This is a genomic window from Streptomyces sp. NPDC006691 (assembly GCF_042869955.1).
Classification (GTDB): Bacteria; Actinomycetota; Actinomycetes; order Streptomycetales; family Streptomycetaceae; genus Streptomyces.
Map to the genome: position 1 here is coordinate 13280 of NZ_JBIAGW010000010.1, position 20894 is coordinate 34173.

The following is a 20894-nucleotide window of genomic DNA, read 5'->3' on the forward strand; positions in this document are numbered from 1 at the left end:
GCGTCCGTGCGGGCTCGGTCGCGGCTCCGGCGGGCCGGGCCCGTCCAGCCGCAGGAGCAACGGGCCACTGCGAAGCTGCCGCGTTCCGTGATGGTGGTCTGGTGGGGCACCTCACCACCGTACTGCGGGCGTGACGGCGGCCGTACCGCGGTCGTTAGGAGTACGGGCTATGCCAAGGGCGTTGGGGGTTCGGCGGCGATGGTGGTGCAACGGCACGGAGCCGGGCGAGCGGGTGCGATCGTGACCGCCGTACTGGTGGGCGGCGCGATCGCGGCGGCGGCCGGATGCGGTGGGAGCACCGCGGAGATGGCGAGCGGTCCCGCACCCGATCCGGCCGCGCTGGTGCGCTCGGCGGCCGACCGCCTGGTGGGGGCAGGCAGTTCACAGGCCACCACCTCCCTGGAGATGGCCACTGGGGGCACCCGGGTCACCATCCGCGGCGAGGGCACCTACGACTTCCGGCACCGGACCGGGCAGTTGACGGTGATGCTGCCCAAGGACGTCAAGGGCGCGGCGGAACAGCGCCCGATCACCGAGGTCCTCGCGCCGGGCGCGCTCTACATGAAGAACCGGGGAGCCGGGGTGCCCGCGGACAAATGGGTACGGGTCGACACGGCCGCGCTGGCCGACGGCAACCTGGTCACGGGCGGCGCCACGGATCCGTACGCGGCCGCCGAACTGCTGCGCGGCGCGCGGGACGTGACGTACGTCGGCGAGGAGAGCCTTGCCGGGGTGAGGGTGCGCCACTACCGGGGGAGCACGGCGCTGCCCGCGAAGGTGGCGAAAGGGTTCTCCACAGCCGTGGTGCCGTTCGACGCGTACTTCGACGAGTCGGGCCGGCTGTGCAAGGTGCGCCAGCAGTTCAGCTACGTCAACCGGGGCCGGCCCGTCGCGGTGGCCTCGACGACGCTCCTCTACGGGTTCGGGGCGGCGGTCGGCGTACGGCTGCCGGAGGCGCGGGACATCTACGACGGGAAGATCCAGCCGTAATCAGCCAGATATGGCCCCCTCAGGTGGGCCGGGGGTGGCGGAAATGGTCCGTCCGTGCCATGCGCGGTCCGTGTCCCCCTCCCTACGCTAGGAAGCCGAGCGGGCGACGGTGGAAGAGCGGAAGAGCGGGAAGAGGTCGAGGAAGAGGTGATGAGCGTGGCTTCGCTTCGCGGTGCGACCGTCCAGGACCACGTGGCCCTCGTCGAGATCGAACTGTGCGGTGAGTTGATGATCGCGGCGTCTGCGGCGGAGGGGGACCGGCTCAGTCCGGACCTCATCGACGAGGTCCTGAACGTCGGCCGCCCGTGCCCGCCCCCACCACCCGGGGCCAGGTCCCGGTAGCCCCTTGGTGCCGGTGCGGTGCCGGTGCGAGTGTGGGTGTCGGTCCGGGTGCCTCGGGGGTGCGGGTGCGCCGGGAGCGGGTGCGCCGGGAGTGCGGGAAGGCTGGGCACTGTTCGTCTGCGGACTCTGCGGACTCTGCGGATCGTGCGGGATTGCTCGCGCAGTTCCCCGCGCCCCTGAACCCCTTTTCGGGCTCGCACCGTGCGTGGCCGTTCGCGCAGTTCCCCGCGCCCCTGGCGGTACCGGTGCCGGCCGGTGCGGGGAACCTCGGCCCGTCATGGGGTCCCCGCCGGCCCTTGAGGCCTTGGGGGAGATGGAGGGCGAGCGCCGTTCAGGTGCGCATCATGCGGGCGATGGCCTTGGTGGCCTCTTCCACCTTCGCGTCGATCTCGTCGCCCCCCTTGACCGCCGCGTCGGCGACGCAGTGCCGCAGGTGCTCCTCCAGGAGCTGGAGCGCGAAGGACTGCAACGCCTTGGTGGACGCGGAGACCTGGGTGAGTATGTCGATGCAGTAGACGTCCTCGTCGACCATGCGCTGGAGGCCGCGGATCTGGCCCTCGATCCGCCGCAGCCGCTTGAGGTGCTCGTCCTTCTGCTGGTGATAGCCGTGCACGCCGCGGTCGTGATCGGTCACAGGGGTCTCGACCGGGGGGCCGGCTGCCTCGGTGGTCGTCATCGCGTCCTCCCGTTGTCTGCCAAGTGGTCTGCCATGTGCCCGGTGGCCTGCCGTGTGCCTGGTGGCCTGCCTTGTGGGGCAAGGGGAGTGATACCCCTCATGGGTATATGGTAACGAATTTCCGGATCCCTGGCGGGGGCCCGTGCTGATCACTGTGCCTGATGGGCGACACTGAAGAACGCCGGTTAGCCGTGGCCGGATGATGCGCCTAGCATCAGCCTGACCGAATCCCAAGCACTCCGAGGACCCCACGTGCGCTTTCGTCTGACCCCCAGGGAGACGAGCTTCTACGACATGTTCTCCGCATCCGCGGACAACATCGTCACGGGCTCGAAGCTCCTCATGGAACTGCTCGGAGCGGATTCCGCGTCCCGGGCCGAGATCGCGGAGCGTATGCGGGCAGCGGAGCACGCGGGGGACGATGCCACCCACGCGATCTTCCACCAGCTGAACTCCTCCTTCATCACGCCGTTCGACCGCGAGGACATCTACAACCTCGCCTCGTGCCTCGACGACATCATGGACTTCATGGAGGAGGCCGTCGACCTGGTCGTCCTCTACAACGTGGAGGAACTGCCCAAGGGCGTCGAGCAGCAGATCGAGGTACTCAACCGGGCGGCCGTGCTGACCGCCGAGGCGATGCCGAACCTGCGGACGATGTCCAATCTGACCGAGTACTGGATCGAGGTCAACCGCCTGGAGAACCAGGCCGACCAGATCCACCGCAAGCTGCTCGCCCACCTCTTCAACGGCAAGTACGACGCCATCGAGGTGCTCAAGCTGAAGCAGATCGTGGACGTACTCGAAGAGGCGGCGGACGCGTTCGAGCACGTGGCGAACACGGTGGAGACCATCGCCGTCAAGGAGTCCTGACCCGGTCATGGACACCTTTGCTTTGATCGTGACCATTGGCGTCGCGCTCGGATTCACGTACACGAACGGCTTTCACGACTCGGCGAACGCCATCGCCACGTCGGTCTCGACGCGGGCGCTGACCCCGCGGGCCGCGCTCGCGATGGCCGCCGTGATGAACCTCGCCGGTGCCTTCCTCGGCAGCGGCGTCGCCAAGACGGTGAGCGAGGGGCTCATCTCCACGCCCGAGGGCAACAAGGGGATGGGGATCCTGTTCGCGGCGCTGGTCGGCGCGATCATCTGGAACCTGGTCACCTGGTACTTCGGGCTGCCGTCCTCGTCGTCGCACGCCCTGTTCGGCGGCATGGTCGGAGCTGCCCTCGCGGGCGGTACGACCGTGTACTGGTCGGGGGTGCTCGACAAGATCGTCATCCCGATGTTCGTCTCACCGGTGGTCGGCCTGGTGGTCGGCTACCTGGTGATGTGCGCGATCCTGTGGATGTTCCGCAAGGCGAACCCGCACAAGGCCAAGCGCGGGTTCCGCATCGCGCAGACCGTCTCGGCGGCCGGCATGGCGCTCGGCCACGGCCTCCAGGACGCGCAGAAGACCATGGGCATCGTGATGATGGCGCTGGTCATCGCCGATGTGCAGGACGCCGGCTCGGAGATCCCGATCTGGGTCAAGATCGCGTGCGCGGCGATGCTGTCGCTCGGTACGTACGCGGGTGGCTGGCGGATCATGCGCACGCTGGGGCGGAAGATCATCGAGCTCGACCCGCCGCAGGGGTTCGCCGCGGAGGCGACGGGGGCGTCGATCATGTTCGGGTCGTCGTTCCTGTTCCAGGCGCCGATCTCCACGACGCATGTGATCACCTCGGCGATCATGGGTGTGGGGGCGACCAAGCGGGTCAACGCGGTGCGGTGGGGGGTCGCGAAGAACATCATTCTGGGGTGGTTCATCACGATGCCCGCGGCGGCGCTGGTCGCTGCGCTGAGCTATCTGCTGGTCCACGTCTTCTTCAGCTAGCCCCGCCTTTGGGCTCTGCCCTGGTCCTGACCCCGCGTTCCGGCTCCGCCGGGGGGCGGGGTTTTGGCGTTGGTGCTGTTGGCGCTGAGCTCCTGGGGCGCTGCCCCGGGCCCCGGGGGTTTGCCCCTCCCCGCCCCTTCCCGCAACCCTCCGGGGGTGGAATGGGGATGAATGGGGCGAATTGGGGTGGGTGGGCTTCCGGGGGTGCGCCCGGGGCCCCGCTTCTTCGGGTGCGGGGCGTGGGTGGCTGGTCGTGCCCACCGCGGTGGGGTCGCGCCGATGGCGTGGCCCCGAGCCCCTGAAAGCCCCTGAACCCCGTTTTTGTCCGCGGACCGTGCTCGCTTCTCGCGCAGTTCCCCGCGCCCCTAAAAGCCTTGGTGCTGGCCCGCATCGGGCATTTCAGCCCGACCATCCTTCCCTAAGCCATCCGGGGGTGAAACGAGGGTGGGTGGGCTTCCGGGGGCTGCGCCCCGGGTCCCGTTTGCGGGTGCGGACCGTGGTCGCTTCTCGCGCAGTTCCCCGCGCCCCTGAAGGCCGCGGTGCTGGCCCGCATCGGGCACTTCAGCCCGTCATGGGGGTCCCCCCTGGCCCTTAAGGCCTTGGGGGAGATTGAGGACGAGCGCCCTTTAGGCGCGACGGGGGTGCAGGGGGCAGAGCCCCCGCCCCCGCCCGGGGTTCGAGGGGCGCAGCCCCTCAAGGGGGTCTGGGGCGCAGCCCCAGGGAGCTGAACCCTTCAACCGGCCGCACGGGCGGGCGGGTGGGCAAACCCCCCGGGGTCTGGGGCGGAGCCCCAGGGAGCTGAACCCTTCAACCGGCCGCACGGGCGGGCGGGGTGGGGGGGCTTCCCCGGGGTCTGGGGCGGAGCCCCAGGGGCCCGGAGCCGACCAACCCCGGGTCACGGGCGGGCGGGTGGGCAAACCCCCCGGCGTAGGGAAAGGGCCCGCCTCCCGCGGGGCGGGAGGCGGGCCGTTCGTCTGGCGGTGGCACCGCCATGCAGCACCGCAGACGGTCGGGGACGGGCCGCGGCCTAGCCGAACCGGCCCGAGATGTAGTCCTCCGTGGCCTGCACGGAAGGGTTGGAGAAGATCCGCTCGGTCTCGTCGATCTCGATCAGCTTGCCGGGCTGCCCGACCGCCGAGAGGTTGAAGAAGGCCGTCCGGTCGGAGACCCGCGCGGCCTGCTGCATGTTGTGCGTCACGATCACGATCGTGAAGCGCTCCTTCAGCTCCCCGATCAGATCCTCGATCGCGAGCGTCGAGATCGGGTCGAGCGCCGAGCAGGGCTCGTCCATGAGCAGCACGTCCGGCTCCACCGCGATCGCCCGCGCGATGCACAGCCGCTGCTGCTGCCCGCCCGACAGACCGGAACCGGGCTTGTTGAGGCGGTCCTTGACCTCGTTCCAGAGGTTCGCGCCCTTGAGGGACTTTTCGACCACGTCGGCCAGCTCGCTCTTCTTGAACGTGCCGTTCAGCCGCAGCCCCGCCGCCACGTTGTCGAAGATCGACATCGTCGGGAACGGGTTGGGACGCTGGAAGACCATGCCGACCGTGCGGCGCACGGCCACCGGGTCGACCGCGGAGCCGTACAGGTTCTCGTCGTCCAGGAGGACCTTGCCCTCGACGCGCCCGCCGGGGGTCACCTCGTGCATGCGGTTCAGGGTGCGCAGGAACGTGGACTTGCCGCAGCCGGAGGGGCCGATGAAGGCGGTCACGGAGCGCGGCTCCACGGTCATCGAGATGTCGTCGATCGCCTTGTGGGCGCCGTAGTAGGCGGAGAGGCCCGATACGTCGATTCGCTTGGCCATGACTTGATCACTGCTTCTTTCGGGATGGCGAGACGGTCGCTGGGTGGCCCCGCCCGGCGGGGCCGAAGGGTGTCGCGTCAGCGACCGGTCTTGGGGGCCTTCCAGCGGGCGATGCCGCGAGCCACCAGATTGAGGATCATGACGAAGGCGATCAGGACCAGGGCGGCGGCCCAGGCGCGGTCGTACGCCGCGTCGCTGCCGACCCGGTACTGCTCCCAGATGTAGAAGGGGAGCGAGGACTGAGCACCCTGGAACGGGTTGGTGTTGATCAGCTGGTTGCCGAAGACCAGCAGCATGATCGGGGCGGTCTCACCGGCGATGCGGGCGATCGCGAGCATGACGCCGGTGGTGATGCCGCCGATCGCGGTCGGCAGGACCACCTTCAGGATCATGCGCCACTTCGGTACGCCGAGGGCGAGGGCGGCCTCGCGCAGCTCGTTCGGTACGAGCTTGAGCATCTCCTCGGTGGAGCGGACCACGACCGGCAGCATCAGGATGGCGAGGGCGAGCGAGCCCATGAAGCCCGAGGGACCCAGGTCGAACATCAGCATCAGGGTCAGGATGAACAGGCCGGCCACGATGGACGGGATGCCCGTCATGACGTCCACGAAGAAGGTCACGGCCTTGGCGAGCGCGCCCTTGCCGTACTCCACCAGGTAGACCGCGGCGAGCAGGCCGAGCGGGGCCGAGATCAGGGTGGCGAGGCCGACCTGCTCCAGGGTGCCGATCAGCGCGTGGTAGACGCCGCCGCCGGTCTCGAAGCCGGGGACGCCGGCCATCGAGTGGGACAGGAAGTATCCGTTGAGGACCTTGGTGCCGCGGCTGATCGTCGTCCACAGCAGGGAGGCCAGCGGGATCACGGCGAGGATGAAGCAGACCCAGACCAGGGAGGTCGCCACCCGGTCCTTGGCCTGCCGCTTGTTCTCGACGGCCGTGGTGACCGCGTACGAGACGAGGATGAAGAGCAGCGCCGCGATCAGGCCCCACTGAACCTTGCTGTGGAGGTCGAAGACGAGGCCGATGCCGACCGCGAGCGCGACGGAGACGACCGCGAAGCCGGCTCCCGCCCAGCGCGGAAGCGAGCGGGCGCTGAGGCTGCCCTTGTGGGGGGCCGGGGTGGCGGGCCGGGCGTCGGATACGGCTACGTGGCTCATGCGGGGCTCCCTTCGGGGGCTGCGGGGCGGAGGGCTCGGGGCTCGGCGAAGCACAGGGCTCGCGGCTCGGCGAGGCGGCGGCCTCGCGGCTCGGCGGGGCTCACGCGTTGGCCCCCGAGTACTCCTTGCGGCGCGCGATGATCATGCGAGCGGCGCCGTTGACCAGCAGCGTCAGCACGAAGAGGACGAGACCGGAGGCGATCAGCGCGTCCCGGCCGAGCTGGTTGGACTCGTCGAACTTCGCGGCGATGTTCTGCGCGAAGGTGCCGCCGCCCGGGTCGAGGACGTGCAGCGACAGGACGTAACTGGGGGACAGGACCGTGGCGACGGCCATCGTCTCGCCGAGCGCGCGGCCCAGGCCCAGCATCGAGGCGGAGATCACGCCCGAGCGGCCGAAAGGCAGGACGGAGAGGCGGATGACTTCCCAGCGGGTCGCGCCGAGGGCCAGGGCGGCCTCCTCGTTCATGCGCGGGACCTGGAGGAAGACCTCGCGGCTGACGCTGGTCACGATCGGCAGGATCATGATCGCGAGCAGGATGCCGACGGTGAACATCGAGCGTGCGACGCCGACTTCGGTCTTCTCGAAGACGTACGTCCAGCCCATGTACTGGTCGAGCCAGTCGTTGAGCCCGCCGAGGTAGGGCACCAGGAACAGGGCGCCCCACACGCCGTAGACGATCGAGGGCACCGCGGCGAGCAGGTCGACCACGTAGGCGAGGGGCGCGGCCAGCTTGCGCGGCGCGTAGTGCGAGATGAACAGGGCGATGCCGACGGCGATCGGAACCGCGATGACCATCGCGATGATCGAGCTGACGACGGTGCCGAAGAGCAGGACCGCGATGCCGAACACCGGCGGGTTGCCGGCCGGGTCCCAGTCGAAGGTGGTCAGGAAGTTGCCCTGGTCCTTCGAGATGGCGATGCCCGCCCGGACACTGAGGAAGATGGCGATGGCCGCCATGACGACCAGCAGGAAGATGCCGGAGCCCCGGGAGAGTCCGAGGAAGATCTTGTCGCCCGCGCGGCCGGTGGACTGCTTGCGGCGCTGCGCGGAAGCGGGAGCGGGTGGTGGCGGTGTGTCGGTTGCTATGGAAGAAGCCATGATCTTTCCGGTCTGTGGGCGGGGACTTGATGGGTCCCCTGGCGGCGGTGCACCGGATGGTGTGCGGCGGGGGCCGGATCGGGGCCCCCGCCCCACCTGAGCCGCCGGGTCTTCGGCCCGGCGGCTCAACTGTGGTTCTAGGAGAGGGAGTTGACCGTCTCAAGAACCTTGGCGTTGATCTCGGCCGGGATCGGGGCGTAGCTGGCGTCGGAGAGCAGCTTCTGGCCGTCCGCGCTGGCGGTGTAGGCCAGGAAGGACTTGACCGCGCCCAGCGTCGCCGGCTTGTTGCCCTTGTCGCAGGCGACCTCGTACGTGACGAGGACCAGCGGGTAGGCGCCGTCGGCCTTGGTCGTGTAGTCGAGCTTCAGGGCCAGGTCCTTGCCGGTGCCCGCGATCTTCGCGGCGGCGATGGCCTTGGAGGCGTTCTCGGCGGTCGCCTTGACCGGGGCAGAGGCGCCGGTGTTGATGTCGACCGTCTTGATGGACTGCGAGGCGGCGTAGGAGAGCTCGAAGTAGCCGATCGCGCCGTTGACCTGCTTGACCTGGGCGGCGACGTCGCCCGAGCCGGAGGCGGCCTGACCGCCGGAGGCGGCCCACTTCTTGGCCGGCGGGTAGGGCCAGTCGGTCTTGGCGGTCGCGGAGAGGTACTTGGTGAGGTTCTCGGTGGTGCCCGAGTCCGTGGAGCGGTGGAAGGCCTGGATCGCGAGGTCGGGGAGCTTGGCGCTCGGGTTGAGCTTGGTGATCGCCTCGTCGTTCCACTTGGTGATCTTGCCGTTGAAGATCTTGGCGATCGTGGAGGCGTCCAGGACCAGGCTGTCGACGCCCTCGACGTGGAAGCCGACCGCGATCGGGCCGCCGACCATCGGCAGGTTGATGCCCTGGCCGCCGGAGCAGACCTTCTTCGAGTCCTCGACCTGCTGCGGGTTGAGCGGCGAGTCGGAGCCGGCGAAGCCGACCGTGCCCTGGGTGAACGCGACGATGCCGTCACCGGAGGAGGACGACTTGTAGTTGACCTGCGCGTCCTTGCAGGCGGCCATGTAGTTCTTGACCCACAGGTCCATGGCGTTCTTCTGCGCGGACGAGCCGGACGCCAGGAGCTGGCCCTTGGCGCCGTCGCACTTCACGCTGGAGGCCGCCCCGGTGGTCTTGTCACCGCTGCCGCCCGTGCTCCCGCCGCCGCTGTTGTTGTCGCTGCCGCACGCCGTGAGGGCCAGGGCGCTGGACACGGCGATGACGCCGAGGGCGGTGGCGCGGAGCCGGTTCTTGCGCTGAAGCTTCACTTTCGGGTGTTCCTTCCGGGAGCCGCCGGTTTCCGTTCGTTGTACGGCGGCGTGCGTTGGATGGGCGGTGAGGGCGGGATGCCGTGCACCGTGTAAGGCCGAAATTAGGCAGAACAGGTGAAGTGGTCGGCGGGGAAGAGTTAACGGAAGGTGAACCGTGGCGGGCAGTGCGGTGCCGACCGTTACCGGTTCGTGTTCAGCAGGCATACGGAACCGCATCCGCGGTGGTCCCGCGCCCGCCCGGAACCGGCCCGGCGCCCCGCCCCGCCCCCACCGGGGCCGGGTTCCGGGCGGATCTCAGGCGGGCCTCAGGCGGACCTCAGGGCGGATCTCAGGCCGAGTGCAGCGCGTCGAGCAGCGCGAGGACCAGCTGGCGGTCGCGCGGGTGGGTCAGGCGGTGATGGGCGGCCGGCGGCGTCAGCCAGAGCAACCGGTCGACCTCGTCGTTCGCGGTGAAGCGCCCCTCGCCCGCCTCGGCGGCCCAGTACTGGACGCGTTTGGGGCGGCCCTGGCCGTCCGTGTAGTGGGCGGTGGGCAGCACCGCGCCCGGCGCGCACGCGAACCCGGTCTCCTCCAGGACCTCGCGCAGCGCGCCGTCCAGCGCGGTCTCGTCCCGCTTCAGCTTGCCTTTGGGGTGCGACCAGTCGTCGTACTTGGGCCGGTGCACGAGGCAGATCTCGATGCCGCCGTCGCCCCAGGGGGAGCGGCGCCACAGGACACATCCCGCGGCGAGGACGGTTCCGTCGGGTGCGGTACTCATGGGGCGGCCGTGGTCGCCGACGCTGCCGTGGTCGCCGGGGCGGCCGTGGACGCCGACGTGGCTGTGGTCGCTGACGCTGCTTGGGTCACCGCCACAGGCTGCCAGATCCGCTGGAAGGCGAAACGCGCGGCCTCCACCTCGTGCCGTTGATCGGCGTGCAGCACGCCGAGCGCGTACGCGGTGGCCGGGGCGATCCGGGGCGTGCGGGCCGCGGCGGACGCGGCCGCGGCGGCCTCGGCCGCGTCCCGGTGCCGGTCCAGGGCGCGGCCCGCGGCCAGCAGCCGCTCGGGTGCCTCGTGCTCGTCGAGCCCGTGGTGCAGTACCTCCTGCGCGTACCGGTGCAGCCGGAGCAGCAGCCGCACCTGGTGCCAGGGGCTGTCCTGGCTTTCGCTCTCCTGGACCAGGGCCTCCGCGTTGTACGGGTGCGCCGCCCGGGCCAGCGGCAGCGCGGCCACCGCCCGGTCCAGCCGGTCCTGGGCCTCCAGGGCCGCGGGCGCGAGCACCTCGCAGGCGTGGGCGGCGGCGGCCGGGGCCAGCGGCACCTCGCTGGCGAGCAGCGCGACCGCGTCCGCCACCGCGTGGAAGCGGGAGGAACCGAGCGCCTGGAGCGCCGACGAGTGGGCCCGGGTTCGGGCCAGGGTGAGCTGCCGGTCGAGCAGGGCGGCCGCGCGGGCCGCGCCCACGGTGAGCGTGCCGGTGTCGCCGCGTGGCGGTGGCACCCGGTGGCCGGACAGCCGGTGCAGGGCGTCCAGGAGCCGGGTGAGCCGGGCCGAGCAGGCGTGCTCGCCCGCCAACGTGCCGGACAGCCAGGCGAGTTCGGCCCGGAGCTGGTCGGCCCAGGCGGTTTCGAGGAGCGGCCGGAAGGTGTGCAGGGTCGCGCTGATGCGGCGGGCCGCGGCACGCAGGGCGTGGGCGGCCTCCTCGGTGGACTGGTTGTCGGGCCCCGCCTCACGGTGGAGGCGCAGGCCGCGCAGGAATTCCGCCGCCTGTTCGTGGAGATAGGGGGCGAGGATCTCGCCCGCCAGCTCCTGTCCGGCCAGGGGGGCGACTCCTGCGGGCCCGGTGGTCCCGGCGGGCCTGGCGATTCCGGCGGTCCCGGCGGTCCCGGTGAATCCGCCGGACCCGCTGGTCCCGGCGACTCCGGCGATTCCGGCGGTGTTCTCAGGGCGTTGCACGCCGGCGCCTCCGGGCGTCTATCAGCATCTCCTGTACGTTCCGCAGCGGCTGGCCCTCGGCGTCGGTCGAGTGCCGGGTCCAGTTCCCGTCGGCGCCCAGGTGCCAGGACGAGGTGCTGTCCGACATCCCGGTCTCCAGGAGCCGGCTCAGGGCCGCGCGGTGGGCCGGGTCGGCGACCCGGACCAGTGCCTCGATGCGTCGGTCGAGGTTGCGGTGCATCATGTCGGCGCTGCCGAACCAGACTTCGGGCTCGCCGCCGTTGCCGAAGGCGAAGACCCGCGAATGTTCCAGGAAGCGGCCGAGGATCGAGCGCACCCGGATGTTCTCCGAGAGCCCGGCGACTCCGGGCCGTATCGCGCAGATGCCGCGGACCCAGACGTCGACCGGTACGCCGGCCTGCGACGCCCGGTAGCAGGCGTCGATGACGGCCTCGTCCACCATCGAGTTGACCTTGATGCGGACGTAGGCGGGGCGCCCGGCGTGCTGGTGGGCGATCTCCTTGTTGATCCGCGAAACCAGGCCGTCCCGCAGGGACTTGGGGGCCACGAGCAGTCGGCGGTAGGTCTCCCTGCGGGAGTATCCGGACAGCCGGTTGAAGAGGTCCGAGAGGTCCGCGCCGACCTGCGGGTCGGCGGTGAGCAGCCCCAGGTCCTCGTACAGCCGGGCCGTCTTGGGGTGGTAGTTGCCGGTGCCGACGTGGCTGTAGCGGCGCAGGGTATCGCCCTCCTGGCGCACCACGAGCGACAGCTTGCAGTGCGTCTTGAGGCCGACGAGCCCGTAGACGACGTGACAGCCGGACTCCTCCAGCTTGCGCGCCCACTTGATGTTGGCCTGCTCGTCGAAGCGCGCCTTGATCTCGACGAGGACGAGCACCTGCTTGCCCGACTCGGCCGCGTCTATCAGCGCGTCCACGATCGGCGAATCGCCCGAAGTCCGGTACAGCGTCTGCTTGATGGCGAGCACGTCCGGGTCGGAGGCGGCCTGCTCCAGGAAGGCCTGCACCGAGGTGGAGAACGAGTCGTAGGGGTGGTGGAGCAGTACGTCCCGCTCGCGCACCGCCGCGAAGATGTCGGGCGCGGAGGCGGACTCGACCTCGGCGAGGTCGCGGTGGGTGCCCGCGACGAACTTGGGGAACTTCAGCTCCGGCCGGTCCAGCGCGGAGATCCCGAACAGACCGGTCAGGTCGAGCAGGCCGGGCAGCGGGTAGACCTCGGCGTCCGAGATCTTCAACTCCCTTACCAGCAGGTCGAGTACGTAGGGGTCGATGGACTCCTCGACCTCCAGGCGCACCGGCGGTCCGAAGCGGCGCCGCATGAGCTCCTTCTCCAGGGCCTGGAGCAGGTTCTCGGCGTCGTCCTCCTCGACTTCGAGGTCCTCGTTGCGCGTCACCCGGAACATGTGGTGCGCGAGCACCTCCATGCCGGGGAACAGCTCCTCCAGGTGCGCGGCGATGACGTCCTCAAGGGGTACGTAGCGCTGCGGCGAGGCCTCCAGGAAGCGGGAGAGCAGCGGCGGTACCTTCACGCGCGCGAAGTGGCGGTGGCCCGAGACCGGGTTGCGCACCACCACGGCGAGGTTGAGCGAGAGCCCCGAGATGTACGGGAAGGGGTGCGCGGGGTCCACGGCCAGCGGGGTCAGGACCGGGAAGATCTGCTGCCGGAACAGGGTGAAGAGCCGGGCCTGCTCCTTCTCGGTGAGGTCCGGCCAGCGGATGAGGTGGATGCCCTCGTCGGCCAGGGCCGGGGCCACGTCCTGCTGGTAGCAAGCGGCGTGCCGGGCCATGAGCTCGCGCGAGCGGGTCCAGATCAGGTCGAGGACCTCGCGGGGCTGGAGGCCCGAGGCGGACCGGGTGGCCACGCCGGTCGCGATGCGGCGCTTGAGTCCGGCCACCCGGACCATGAAGAACTCGTCCAGGTTCGAGGCGAAGATCGCCAGGAAGTTCGCCCGTTCGAGGAGCGGGGTCGCCGGGTCCTCGGCGAGCTCCAGGACGCGCTCGTTGAACGCGAGCCAGCTGCGCTCCCGGTCCAGGAACCGGCCCGAGGGCAGCTCGTCGCCCTCGCTCTCGTCCTCGTAGGCGTCCAGGTCCGCGTCGAGGTCCGGCTCCAGATCGGAGACGGCGGCCGCGAGTGTGTGCGGCCGGTGCGCGGCTATGGAGCCGACGGACGGCTGGGCGGGCTTGAGCGGGACATCGGCGCTGGGCTGCTGGCTCATGTCCCCATTGTTCCGCGCACCTGGGTCCTCCAGCGCGTCGGAGAGCGCGGGAGTGAGGGCCCGGGGGGTTCTGGGCGGGGGAACTGTTCCGTTCCGGGGGACGGGCGCCGGCGGCTTCATTACGCGAGCGTCGCAAGCGCGTCTGAATGGCTGGTTACGGGGACATGACGTGCGGGCAAGCGAACCCGGGCCCCGGGACGTCGGGGCATGCCCGCAACGCGTCTCCTCGGGTGGCCGGACCCCAGGATGCGGCGCTTGCCCGGCCGGGGCAAGCCGTCGTTCCGGCCGGGTCGGTGCCCCCGCTCCGGGCGGTCGGGCCCCAGGGCTGTGGCCGGTCCGGCCCCGGGGCTGTGGTCGATCCGGCCCCGGGCCTGCGGCCGATCCGGCGGCCCGGGGGCGGTGCCCGATCCGGCCTCAGGACTCCGCGCGGTACATCAGGTCCACCTCGTGGGTGGTGAAGCCGAGGCGCTCGTAGACGGTGACCGCCGCCGTGTTGTCGGCGTCGACGTACAGCATCGCGGTGGGCAGGCCCTCGGCCGCGAGGTGGCGCAGGCCGGTCGCGGTCAGGGCCTTGCCGAGGCCGCCGCCCTGGGCGTCCGGCCGGATCCCGACCACGTACACCTCGCCGAGCCGCTCCTCGGCGTGCACCTTCGTCCAGTGGAAGCCGACGAGTTCGCCGTCCTTCTCCGCGAGGAAGAAGCCCTTGGGGTCGAACCACGGCTCGGCCTTGCGGTCGTCGAGGTCGCGCTGGGTGAGCGAGCCCTGCTCGGGGTGGTGTGCGAAGGCCGCCGCGTTGACCGCGAGCCAGGCCGCGTCGTCCTCGCCCGGCGTGAAGGTGCGCACGGTGACGCCCTCGGGCCAGACCGGCTCGCCGATGCCGAGCGGGCTCAACGGCCGCCGCAGCTGGCGCAGTTCGCGGAACAGTGTGAGGCCGAGGACCTGCGCGAGGTGGCGGGCCGCCGGGTGGCCGCCGTGCGCCCACACCCGCAGCCGCTTGCCGCTCGCCCCGAGCAGCGCGCTGCCCAGCGCCCGGCCGTGCCCGTGCCCCCGGTGGGAGGGGTGCACGACGAGCTCGGCGGCGGGCGCCTCGACGGGGTCGACGTCCTCCAACTGCGCGTACCCGGCGAGCACCTCGTCCACGGTCAGCAGGAAGTGCCGCACGCCGGGCCGCCGGCCGCCGCGCAACTGGAGCCGCCCTTGCTCGGAGACCGCCTGCTGCCCGTCGGTACGGGCGGCTTCGGCGAGCAGATCGAGGACGGCCTGCGCCTGGACGGCACTGAGCTCGTCGAGCGTCTGGATGTCGCGGGAGGACGGCGAAGGGGCGGCTGCGTCTGTCATGGATACGAGAGTACGGCGGGGGACCCTACGGGCGGCGTCGCCGGTACGGGGTGGACGTGCCGGGCGGGTGGCGTCGCCGGTACGGGGCGAACGGCAACCAGCTCGTAACCCGCCACCCCCTGTTGCGCTACGCGCGTTGACCCTAGGCTGCGCCGGGACTTCACCGGAAACTCACAGGGGACTCAGAGAACACATGCCAGCGAAACCCCACATGAAGCGTGCCGCCACACGAATGTGGGCGGGGGCCGCCGGACTCGCCACCGTCGGAGCCCTCGTCGCCGCGATGCCCGCGGACGCGCACGAGCGCGGCCACGGACACCACCCGAAGCCGGACCGCACCGTCGACGTGCAACTCCTCTCCTTCAACGACCTGCACGGCAACCTGGAACCCCCGGCCGGCTCGGCGGGCGCGGTGACGGAGCGTCAGGCCGACGGGACCACCAAGTCCGTGCCGGCCGGCGGCATCGAGTACCTCGCCACCTCCCTGCGCACCGCCCGCAAGGGCCACCCGTACTCGATCACCGCGGCCGGCGGCGACATGATCGGCGCGAGCCCGCTGCTCTCCGGGCTGTTCCACGACGAGCCGACCATCGAGGCGCTCAACAAGCTGAAGCTCGACGTCACGGCCGTGGGCAACCACGAGTTCGACGAGGGCGCCACCGAGCTCGCCCGCATGCAGAACGGCGGCTGCCACCCCACCGAGGGCTGCTACGAGAAGGGCAAGAAGTTCCGCGGCGCGGACTTCCCCTACCTCGCGGCCAACGTGACGAACGAGAAGACCGGCAGGCCGATCCTCAAGCCGTACACGGTGTGGGAGAAGAACGGCGTCAAGATCGGCTTCATCGGCGTGACGCTCGAAGGCACCCCGAACGTCGTGACCGCGTCCGGCGTCAAGGGTCTCAAGTTCGCCGACGAGATCGAGACGATCAACAAGTACGCCAAGGAACTCGACCGCCAGGGCGTCAAGTCGATCGTCGCGCTGATCCACGAGGGCGGCATGCCGTCGAGCAACGCCTACAACGACAGCTGTGACAGCCAGGGCCCCGGCAGCGGCATCTCCGGCCCGATCGTGGACATAGCCAAGGGCATCACGCCCAAGGTGGACGCGCTGATCACCGGTCACACCCACCAGGCGTACGTCTGCACCATCCCTGACCCGGCGGGCAATCCGCGCCTGGTGACCTCGGCGGCCTCGTTCGGCAAGCTGTACACGGACACGACGCTGACGTACGACCGCCGCACGAAGGACATCGTGCGCACCGCGCCGAAGTCGCCGAAGCCGTCAACGTCTCTGTCGTTCCCGTCGTTCCCGTCGTTCCCGTCGTTCCCGTCGTCCCCGTCGTCCCCGAAATCGGCGAACCACATCGTCAGCCGGGACCAGGCGAAGGCACCCGACATGACCCAACTGATCGCCCGTTGGGGCAAGTTGGCGGCACCGATCGCCGGCCGTCCGCAGGGCTACATCTCGGCCGACATCAACGGCCGCGGCTCCGACGCCCTTGAGCAGCCCCTCGGCGACCTGATCGCGGACGCACAGCTGGCCGGGCTCTCCGCGCCCGACAAGGGCGGCGCGCAGCTCGCCCTGATGAACCCCGGAGGCATCCGCTCCGACCTCGTGTACAAGGCGAGCGGGAGCGAGGGGGACGGGGTGGTGACGTACGGCGAGGCGTTCACGGTCCAGCCGTTCACCAACATGATGAACGTGGTCGACCTGTCCGGTGCGCAGCTCCTGACGGCGCTCCAGCAGCAGGTCAGCGGGCCGAACGAGGCCTCCCCGAAGATCCTCCAGGTCTCCAGGGGCCTGACCTACACGCTCGACCTGACGAAGTCGGGCGCGGCGCGGGTGCTCGTCGACTCCGTCAAGCTGAACGGGGTGGCGATCGACCCGGCGAAGACGTACCGCGTCGCGATGAACGAGTTCCTGGCGGGCGGGGGTGACGGATTCCCGGCGCTGGTAGGCACGAACAAGCTGGTCGGGGCGTCGGACCTGGATGTCTTCGACGCGTACCTGGCTTCGAACTCTTCGGCTTCGGTGCCGATGGCTCCGCCGGTGGGTGGGCGGATCTCGGTGCTGAAGTAGCCCGTCCGGGCGGGTAGTTGGGGCGGCGGGCGTGAGCGGCCCGCCGCCCCCTTGTTTGCCCCTCCCCGCCCCTTCCCGAAACCCTCCGGGGGTGGAGTGGGGGCGGGTGGAGTCTTTCCGGGGCTGCGCTCCGGGCCCGCTTTTCATTTGCGGATCGTGGGTGGCTGGTCGCGCCCATCGTGGTGGGGCCGTGCCGATGGCGCGGCTCCGAGTCCCTGAAAGCCCCTGCACCCCGTTTTCGTCCGCGGACCGTGCCCGCTTCTCGCGCAGTTCCCCGCGCCCCTAAAGGCCTTGGTGCCGGCCCGCACCAAGGCATTTCAGCCCGTCCGCCTGATCGGTTCTGGCCCGCATCGGGCATTTCAGCCCGTCCGGCGATTGAGGACGAGCGCCCTTTAGGCGCGACGGGGGTGCAGGGGGCGCAGCCCCCTGCGGGGGTCCGAGGGGCGCAGCCCCTCGAAGGGGGTCTGGGGCGCAGCCCCAGGGAGCTGAACCCTTCGGCCCGGCCGCACGGGCGGGTGGGTGGGCAGACCCCCGGGGTCCGGGGCGGAGCCCCAGGGGGTCGGGGGCTCAGGGGGCCTCCGGAGGGGGCGTCGGGGCGCCGGGCAGGGTGACCTTGGCCAGCGTGCCGCCGCCTTCGGCGGGGGCCAGCGAGACCTCACCCCCCGCGTGCCGGATCGTACGGGCCACGATCGAGAGCCCGAGGCCCGAGCCGGGCAGCGCCCGCGCCGAGGGCGAACGCCAGAAGCGCTCGAAGACGTGCGGCAGGTCCTCCGCCGAAATGCCGGGCCCCTGGTCGCGGACGGTCAGGACCCCCCGGTCCAGGACCACCGTGACCGCCCCGTGCGGCGGGCTGAACTTGACCGCGTTGTCCAGCACGTTCACCACCGCCCGCTGCAACGCCGCCGGCTCGGCCCGTACGTACCAGGGCGCCAGTTGAGCCGTGATGGTGAGCTCGGGGCCCCGAAGCCGCGCCCGGTCGAGCGCGATCCGCGTGATGTCGTGCAGGCCCACCACTTCGAGGGGGCCCTCCCGGACCGCGTCCGGACGCGAGAGCTCCTGCAAGTCCCCGATGAGGGCGGCGAGTTCGGACATCTGCGCGGTCACGGACGCCATCAGCGCCTTGCGGTCGGCGGGCGGAATGGCCCGCCCCGTCTCCTCGCTCCGGGCGAGCAGCTCGATGTTGGTGCGCAGCGAGGTCAGCGGCGTACGCAGCTCGTGCCCCGCGTCGGCGATGAGCTGTGCCTGCCGGTCCCGGGAGGTGGCGAGCGCGGCGGTCATCGCGTTGAAGGACCGCGAGAGCCGGGCGATCTCGTCCTCGCCCTCGACGGGGATGCGGACCGTGAGGTCCTCGGTCCGGGCCACGTGCTCGACGGCCCCGGTCAGCTTGTCCACGGGCCGGAGCCCGGTCCGCGCGACCCACAGGCCCGCGGCCCCTGCCGCGAGGACGCCGATCCCGGCGACGGTGAACAGGACCCAGGCCAGCGTCGACAGCGGCTTGTCGACCTCTTTCAGAGGGCGGGAGAGCGAGTACGTGAGGGTGCCGATGGGCGTGCTCGCCAGCGCGGTGTACACCCGGACCGGGCTGCCGTCCGCCGCCCTGGCGTCGTGCCGGGCCCAGGGACTGAGCCCGAGCGCCACGTTGACGTCCTGCTGCTGCACGACGACCGCCTCGGAGCCCCGCCCCACGCACCGCGCGCCGTTGGGCTGCACGACCTGCACGTTGTACGCGCCGGGCCGCTGGTCCGCGCTGGCCTTGGTGGACCCCGAGGTGCACCGCTCCAGCGTCTGGGCCAGATAACCGAGGTCGGGCTGGACGTTGCGCAGCGAGTTGTCCATCTGCTCCTGCAACTGCGCGCGCGTCACGAACCAGCAGGCCACCGCGACCGCCGCCACCGCCACCGCGACAGCCGTCGCGACCAGCATCGCGAGCCGGGAGCGCAGCGGCATCGCGCGGTAGCGGCGCAGCACACGGTTCACACGGTTCACTCCGCGCCGCCGGGCCGGAGCGCGTACCCCACGCCGCGCACCGTGTGCACGAGCCGCGGCTCGCCGCCCGCCTCGGTCTTGCGGCGCAGGTACATCACGTACACGTCGAGGGAGTTGGACGAGGGCTCGAAGTCGAAGCCCCACACCGCCTTGAGGATCTGCTCGCGCGTGAGCACCTGGCGGGGGTGGGCCAGGAACATCTCCAGGAGGGTGAACTCGGTCCGGGTCAGCTCCACCACCCGGTTGCCGCGGGTGACCTCGCGCGTGGACAGGTCCATCCGCAGGTCCGCGAAGCTGAGGACGTTCCCGGCGTCCTGCCCGGCCGCCCCCGCGTCGACGGCGTACGAGCTGCGCCGCAGCAACGCCCGGATGCGGGCGAAGAGTTCGTCCAGCTCGAACGGCTTGACCAGGTAGTCGTCGGCTCCCGCGTCGAGCCCGGTGACGCGGTCGCCCACCGTGTCGCGGGCGGTCAGCATCAGGATCGGGGTGGTCGAGCTGGCCGCACGCAGCCGACGGGCCGCGGTGAGCCCGTCCATCCTCGGCATCTGGATGTCGAGGACGATCAGCTCGGGCTGGTAGGCCTCGGCCTTCGCGAGGGCGTCGAGGCCGTCCACGGCGACCTCGGTGCCGTATCCCTCGAAGGCGAGACTGCGCTGCAGCGCCTCGCGGACGGCGGGCTCGTCGTCGACGATCAGGATGCGCTGCGGTTCGTCCTCGGCGGGGCTCATGGGCGGTTTTCCTTCTGGTGCGTCTTGTCGGCTCGGGACCATCAGCCTCGCATGCGGACGGTGTGGCGCGAGGCGGCTCGCTGCCCCAGGAGGGTCAGTTGCCGCCCCACGCGGTTCTGGGTGCCGCCCGGGCGGCTCAGTAGCTGCCGCCGAAGCCGCCGGAGTTGTCGCTGCCCTGGCTGTTGTCGTTGCCGCCGGTGTCGGCGCCGCCGCTGCCGCCGTTGCGCAGGCTAGACAGGTCGGACTTGACGGTGTTGATCGGGATGGCGAAGCCGAGCCCGACACTGCCGGCCGACGAACCGCTCGCGCTGCTCGAACTCGGCGAGTACATCGCGGAGTTGATGCCGATGATGTTGCCGCTCATGTCGATGAGCGCGCCGCCGGAGTTGCCCGGGTTGAGCGAGGCGTCGGTCTGGAGCGCCTTGTACGTGGTCTTCGACGAGCCGGTGTCGCCGTTGAACTGCTGCCCGCCGAACTCGAACGGCCAGCCGCCCTGACCGCGCCCCTGGCCCTGGCCCTGTCCTTGCCCCTGGCCCTGCCCCTGGTTGCCCTGCTCCTTGGCGACGGTGACATCGCGGTCGAGCGCGGAGACGATGCCGCTGGTGACGGTGCCGGTGAGGCCCTCGGGGGAGCCGATGGCGACGACCTGGTCGCCGACCGCGATCTTGCTGGAGTCGCCGAGGGAGGCGGGCTTGAGGCCGCTCGCCCCGTCCAGCTTGACCAGTGCGAGGTCCTTGTCGGGGTCGGTGCCGACGACCTTCGCGGTGTACGTCTTGCCGTTGCTCAGCTTCACCTTGATGGAGGTCGAGCCGGAGATGACGTGGTTGTTGGTGATGATCTCGCCGTTGGCCGTGACGATCACGCCGGCGCCGGTCGACTCGCCCGAGCCGGACGTCGCGTTGATCTCGACGATGCTCGGCATGACGGCCTTGGCGACGCCGGAGACCGTTCCGTTGGTGCTGTTGGACGCGTTGGTCCCGCTCACCCCGGAGCTGACGCTCGTGCTGTCGTCGCCGACGTAGTGCTCGACGAAGCTCGCGGTGCCGCCGCCTATCGCGGCCGCGATGATGGCGACGGCCGCGATGAGCCCCACCGACCGCTTGGCGCGCCGCGGCTTGGGGGCCGGGGCGCCCGGCTCGCCGGCCGCGAAGTGGGCGGTTGCCGGGTACGGGGGCGGCGGCGGATAGGCGGCCGCGTAGGCCTCTGCCTCTCGCCGGGCGTCGTCCTTGGCCCGCTGCCAGGACTCGTCAGAGTGGTTCGGCTGCTGCTCGGGGTACTCGCCGCTGTGGCGGGGGCTCTCGGTCATGTCTATGACCTTCGCCACGGATGATGAGAGCAGTCTGAGGACGGGGTAAGAAGCCCGGCAGAACCGCGTTTGCCCGAAATAAAGA

Annotated in this window: 17 protein-coding genes; 5 read left to right on the forward strand and 12 right to left on the reverse strand. The window is 70.9% G+C overall.

What is annotated here, in order from left to right:
- Positions 1 to 198: 198 nt before the first annotated feature.
- Together ACFYNP_RS22000 and ACFYNP_RS22005 are read left to right on the forward strand one after the other, a co-directional pair.
- Positions 199 to 990, forward strand: coding sequence for a hypothetical protein (locus tag ACFYNP_RS22000; protein WP_388787429.1), 792 nt, complete (start codon positions 199 to 201; stop codon positions 988 to 990).
- A 150-nt stretch (positions 991 to 1140) separates the two neighbouring features.
- The gene (locus tag ACFYNP_RS22005) at positions 1141 to 1332 is read left to right on the forward strand and encodes a hypothetical protein (protein WP_388787432.1); all 192 of its coding nucleotides are present in this window, start codon (positions 1141 to 1143) and stop codon (positions 1330 to 1332) included.
- Positions 1333 to 1663: 331 nt separating this feature from the next.
- Here the strand turns inward: ACFYNP_RS22005 and ACFYNP_RS22010 are convergent, their stop codons facing one another.
- Positions 1664 to 2008, reverse strand: coding sequence for a metal-sensitive transcriptional regulator (locus ACFYNP_RS22010; protein ID WP_345259546.1), 345 nt, complete (start codon positions 2006 to 2008; stop codon positions 1664 to 1666).
- 252 nt (positions 2009 to 2260) lie between these two features.
- Between ACFYNP_RS22010 and ACFYNP_RS22015 the strand changes: the two genes are divergently transcribed.
- Positions 2261 to 2881, forward strand: a complete 621-nt coding sequence (locus ACFYNP_RS22015) for a DUF47 domain-containing protein (protein ID WP_053729022.1) — start codon at positions 2261 to 2263, stop codon at positions 2879 to 2881.
- 7 nt (positions 2882 to 2888) lie between these two features.
- Positions 2889 to 3887, forward strand: coding sequence for an inorganic phosphate transporter (locus tag ACFYNP_RS22020; protein ID WP_100577830.1), 999 nt, complete (start codon positions 2889 to 2891; stop codon positions 3885 to 3887).
- A 1027-nt stretch (positions 3888 to 4914) separates the two neighbouring features.
- On the opposite strand, the gene pstB is transcribed toward ACFYNP_RS22020, so the two are convergent.
- The 8 genes from pstB to mshD all read right to left on the reverse strand — a co-directional run bounded on the left by pstB (position 4915) and on the right by mshD (position 14709).
- Positions 4915 to 5691 carry a phosphate ABC transporter ATP-binding protein PstB gene (gene pstB / locus ACFYNP_RS22025; RefSeq protein ID WP_388420553.1) on the reverse strand — a complete coding sequence of 259 codons (777 nt, stop codon included), beginning with the start codon at positions 5689 to 5691 and terminating at the stop codon, positions 4915 to 4917.
- Between the two features lie 77 nt (positions 5692 to 5768).
- Complete coding sequence (pstA, locus tag ACFYNP_RS22030) at positions 5769 to 6845, reverse strand: phosphate ABC transporter permease PstA (protein WP_388420554.1); 1077 nt, start codon at positions 6843 to 6845, stop codon at positions 5769 to 5771.
- A 100-nt stretch (positions 6846 to 6945) separates the two neighbouring features.
- Positions 6946 to 7944, reverse strand: coding sequence for a phosphate ABC transporter permease subunit PstC (pstC, locus tag ACFYNP_RS22035; RefSeq protein ID WP_388420555.1), 999 nt, complete (start codon positions 7942 to 7944; stop codon positions 6946 to 6948).
- A gap of 137 nt (positions 7945 to 8081) precedes the next feature.
- On the reverse strand, positions 8082 to 9224 hold the full coding sequence (pstS, locus tag ACFYNP_RS22040) for a phosphate ABC transporter substrate-binding protein PstS (RefSeq protein ID WP_100577826.1): 1143 nt from the start codon (positions 9222 to 9224) through the stop codon (positions 8082 to 8084).
- A gap of 331 nt (positions 9225 to 9555) precedes the next feature.
- A complete protein-coding gene (locus ACFYNP_RS22045) occupies positions 9556 to 9984 on the reverse strand; it encodes an NUDIX hydrolase (RefSeq protein ID WP_388420556.1) in 429 nt (142 codons plus the stop codon).
- Entirely contained in the window at positions 9981 to 11159 is a 1179-nt protein-coding gene (locus ACFYNP_RS22050; protein WP_388787435.1) for a CHAD domain-containing protein, read from the reverse strand. Before ACFYNP_RS22050 ends, ACFYNP_RS22045 begins: the two co-directional genes overlap by 4 nt.
- Positions 11146 to 13371 carry an RNA degradosome polyphosphate kinase gene (locus ACFYNP_RS22055; RefSeq protein WP_199846579.1) on the reverse strand — a complete coding sequence of 742 codons (2226 nt, stop codon included), beginning with the start codon at positions 13369 to 13371 and terminating at the stop codon, positions 11146 to 11148. The genes ACFYNP_RS22050 and ACFYNP_RS22055 overlap by 14 nt, the downstream gene beginning before the upstream one ends.
- A gap of 414 nt (positions 13372 to 13785) precedes the next feature.
- Entirely contained in the window at positions 13786 to 14709 is a 924-nt protein-coding gene (mshD, locus tag ACFYNP_RS22060) for a mycothiol synthase (protein WP_388787437.1), read from the reverse strand.
- Between the two features lie 193 nt (positions 14710 to 14902).
- Here mshD and ACFYNP_RS22065 point away from each other — a divergent pair, with 193 nt between their 5' ends.
- Positions 14903 to 16789 (forward strand): bifunctional metallophosphatase/5'-nucleotidase, encoded by a 1887-nt coding sequence (locus ACFYNP_RS22065; protein WP_388787440.1) that lies wholly within the window; start codon positions 14903 to 14905, stop codon positions 16787 to 16789.
- Between the two features lie 567 nt (positions 16790 to 17356).
- Here the strand turns inward: ACFYNP_RS22065 and ACFYNP_RS22070 are convergent.
- From ACFYNP_RS22070 to ACFYNP_RS22080, 3 genes are all read right to left on the reverse strand, one after another.
- Positions 17357 to 18757: a sensor histidine kinase gene (locus ACFYNP_RS22070; RefSeq protein ID WP_388420566.1), complete on the reverse strand. Its 1401-nt coding sequence runs from the start codon at positions 18755 to 18757 to the stop codon at positions 17357 to 17359.
- A gap of 14 nt (positions 18758 to 18771) precedes the next feature.
- Positions 18772 to 19503 carry a response regulator transcription factor gene (locus ACFYNP_RS22075; RefSeq protein WP_388787443.1) on the reverse strand — a complete coding sequence of 244 codons (732 nt, stop codon included), beginning with the start codon at positions 19501 to 19503 and terminating at the stop codon, positions 18772 to 18774.
- 136 nt (positions 19504 to 19639) lie between these two features.
- Positions 19640 to 20809 (reverse strand): S1C family serine protease, encoded by a 1170-nt coding sequence (locus tag ACFYNP_RS22080; RefSeq protein WP_388787446.1) that lies wholly within the window; start codon positions 20807 to 20809, stop codon positions 19640 to 19642.
- Between the last annotated feature and the right edge of the window lie 85 nt (positions 20810 to 20894).

Excerpts from the sequence above, each read along its gene's own strand:
- ACFYNP_RS22000 (WP_388787429.1), top strand. The coding sequence starts at position 199 with ATGGTGGTGCAACGGCACGGAGCCGGGCGAGCGGGTGCGATCGTGACC.
- ACFYNP_RS22005 (WP_388787432.1), top strand. The coding sequence starts at position 1,141 with ATGAGCGTGGCTTCGCTTCGCGGTGCGACCGTCCAGGACCACGTGGCC.
- ACFYNP_RS22010 (WP_345259546.1), bottom strand. The coding sequence starts at position 2,008 with ATGACGACCACCGAGGCAGCCGGCCCCCCGGTCGAGACCCCTGTGACC.
- ACFYNP_RS22020 (WP_100577830.1), top strand. The coding sequence starts at position 2,889 with ATGGACACCTTTGCTTTGATCGTGACCATTGGCGTCGCGCTCGGATTC.
- pstB (WP_388420553.1), bottom strand. The coding sequence starts at position 5,691 with ATGGCCAAGCGAATCGACGTATCGGGCCTCTCCGCCTACTACGGCGCC.
- pstA (WP_388420554.1), bottom strand. The coding sequence starts at position 6,845 with ATGAGCCACGTAGCCGTATCCGACGCCCGGCCCGCCACCCCGGCCCCC.
- pstC (WP_388420555.1), bottom strand. The coding sequence starts at position 7,944 with ATGGCTTCTTCCATAGCAACCGACACACCGCCACCACCCGCTCCCGCT.
- ACFYNP_RS22045 (WP_388420556.1), bottom strand. The coding sequence starts at position 9,984 with ATGAGTACCGCACCCGACGGAACCGTCCTCGCCGCGGGATGTGTCCTG.
- ACFYNP_RS22055 (WP_199846579.1), bottom strand. The coding sequence starts at position 13,371 with ATGAGCCAGCAGCCCAGCGCCGATGTCCCGCTCAAGCCCGCCCAGCCG.
- mshD (WP_388787437.1), bottom strand. The coding sequence starts at position 14,709 with ATGACAGACGCAGCCGCCCCTTCGCCGTCCTCCCGCGACATCCAGACG.
- ACFYNP_RS22065 (WP_388787440.1), top strand. The coding sequence starts at position 14,903 with ATGCCAGCGAAACCCCACATGAAGCGTGCCGCCACACGAATGTGGGCG.
- ACFYNP_RS22075 (WP_388787443.1), bottom strand. The coding sequence starts at position 19,503 with ATGAGCCCCGCCGAGGACGAACCGCAGCGCATCCTGATCGTCGACGAC.
- ACFYNP_RS22080 (WP_388787446.1), bottom strand. The coding sequence starts at position 20,809 with ATGACCGAGAGCCCCCGCCACAGCGGCGAGTACCCCGAGCAGCAGCCG.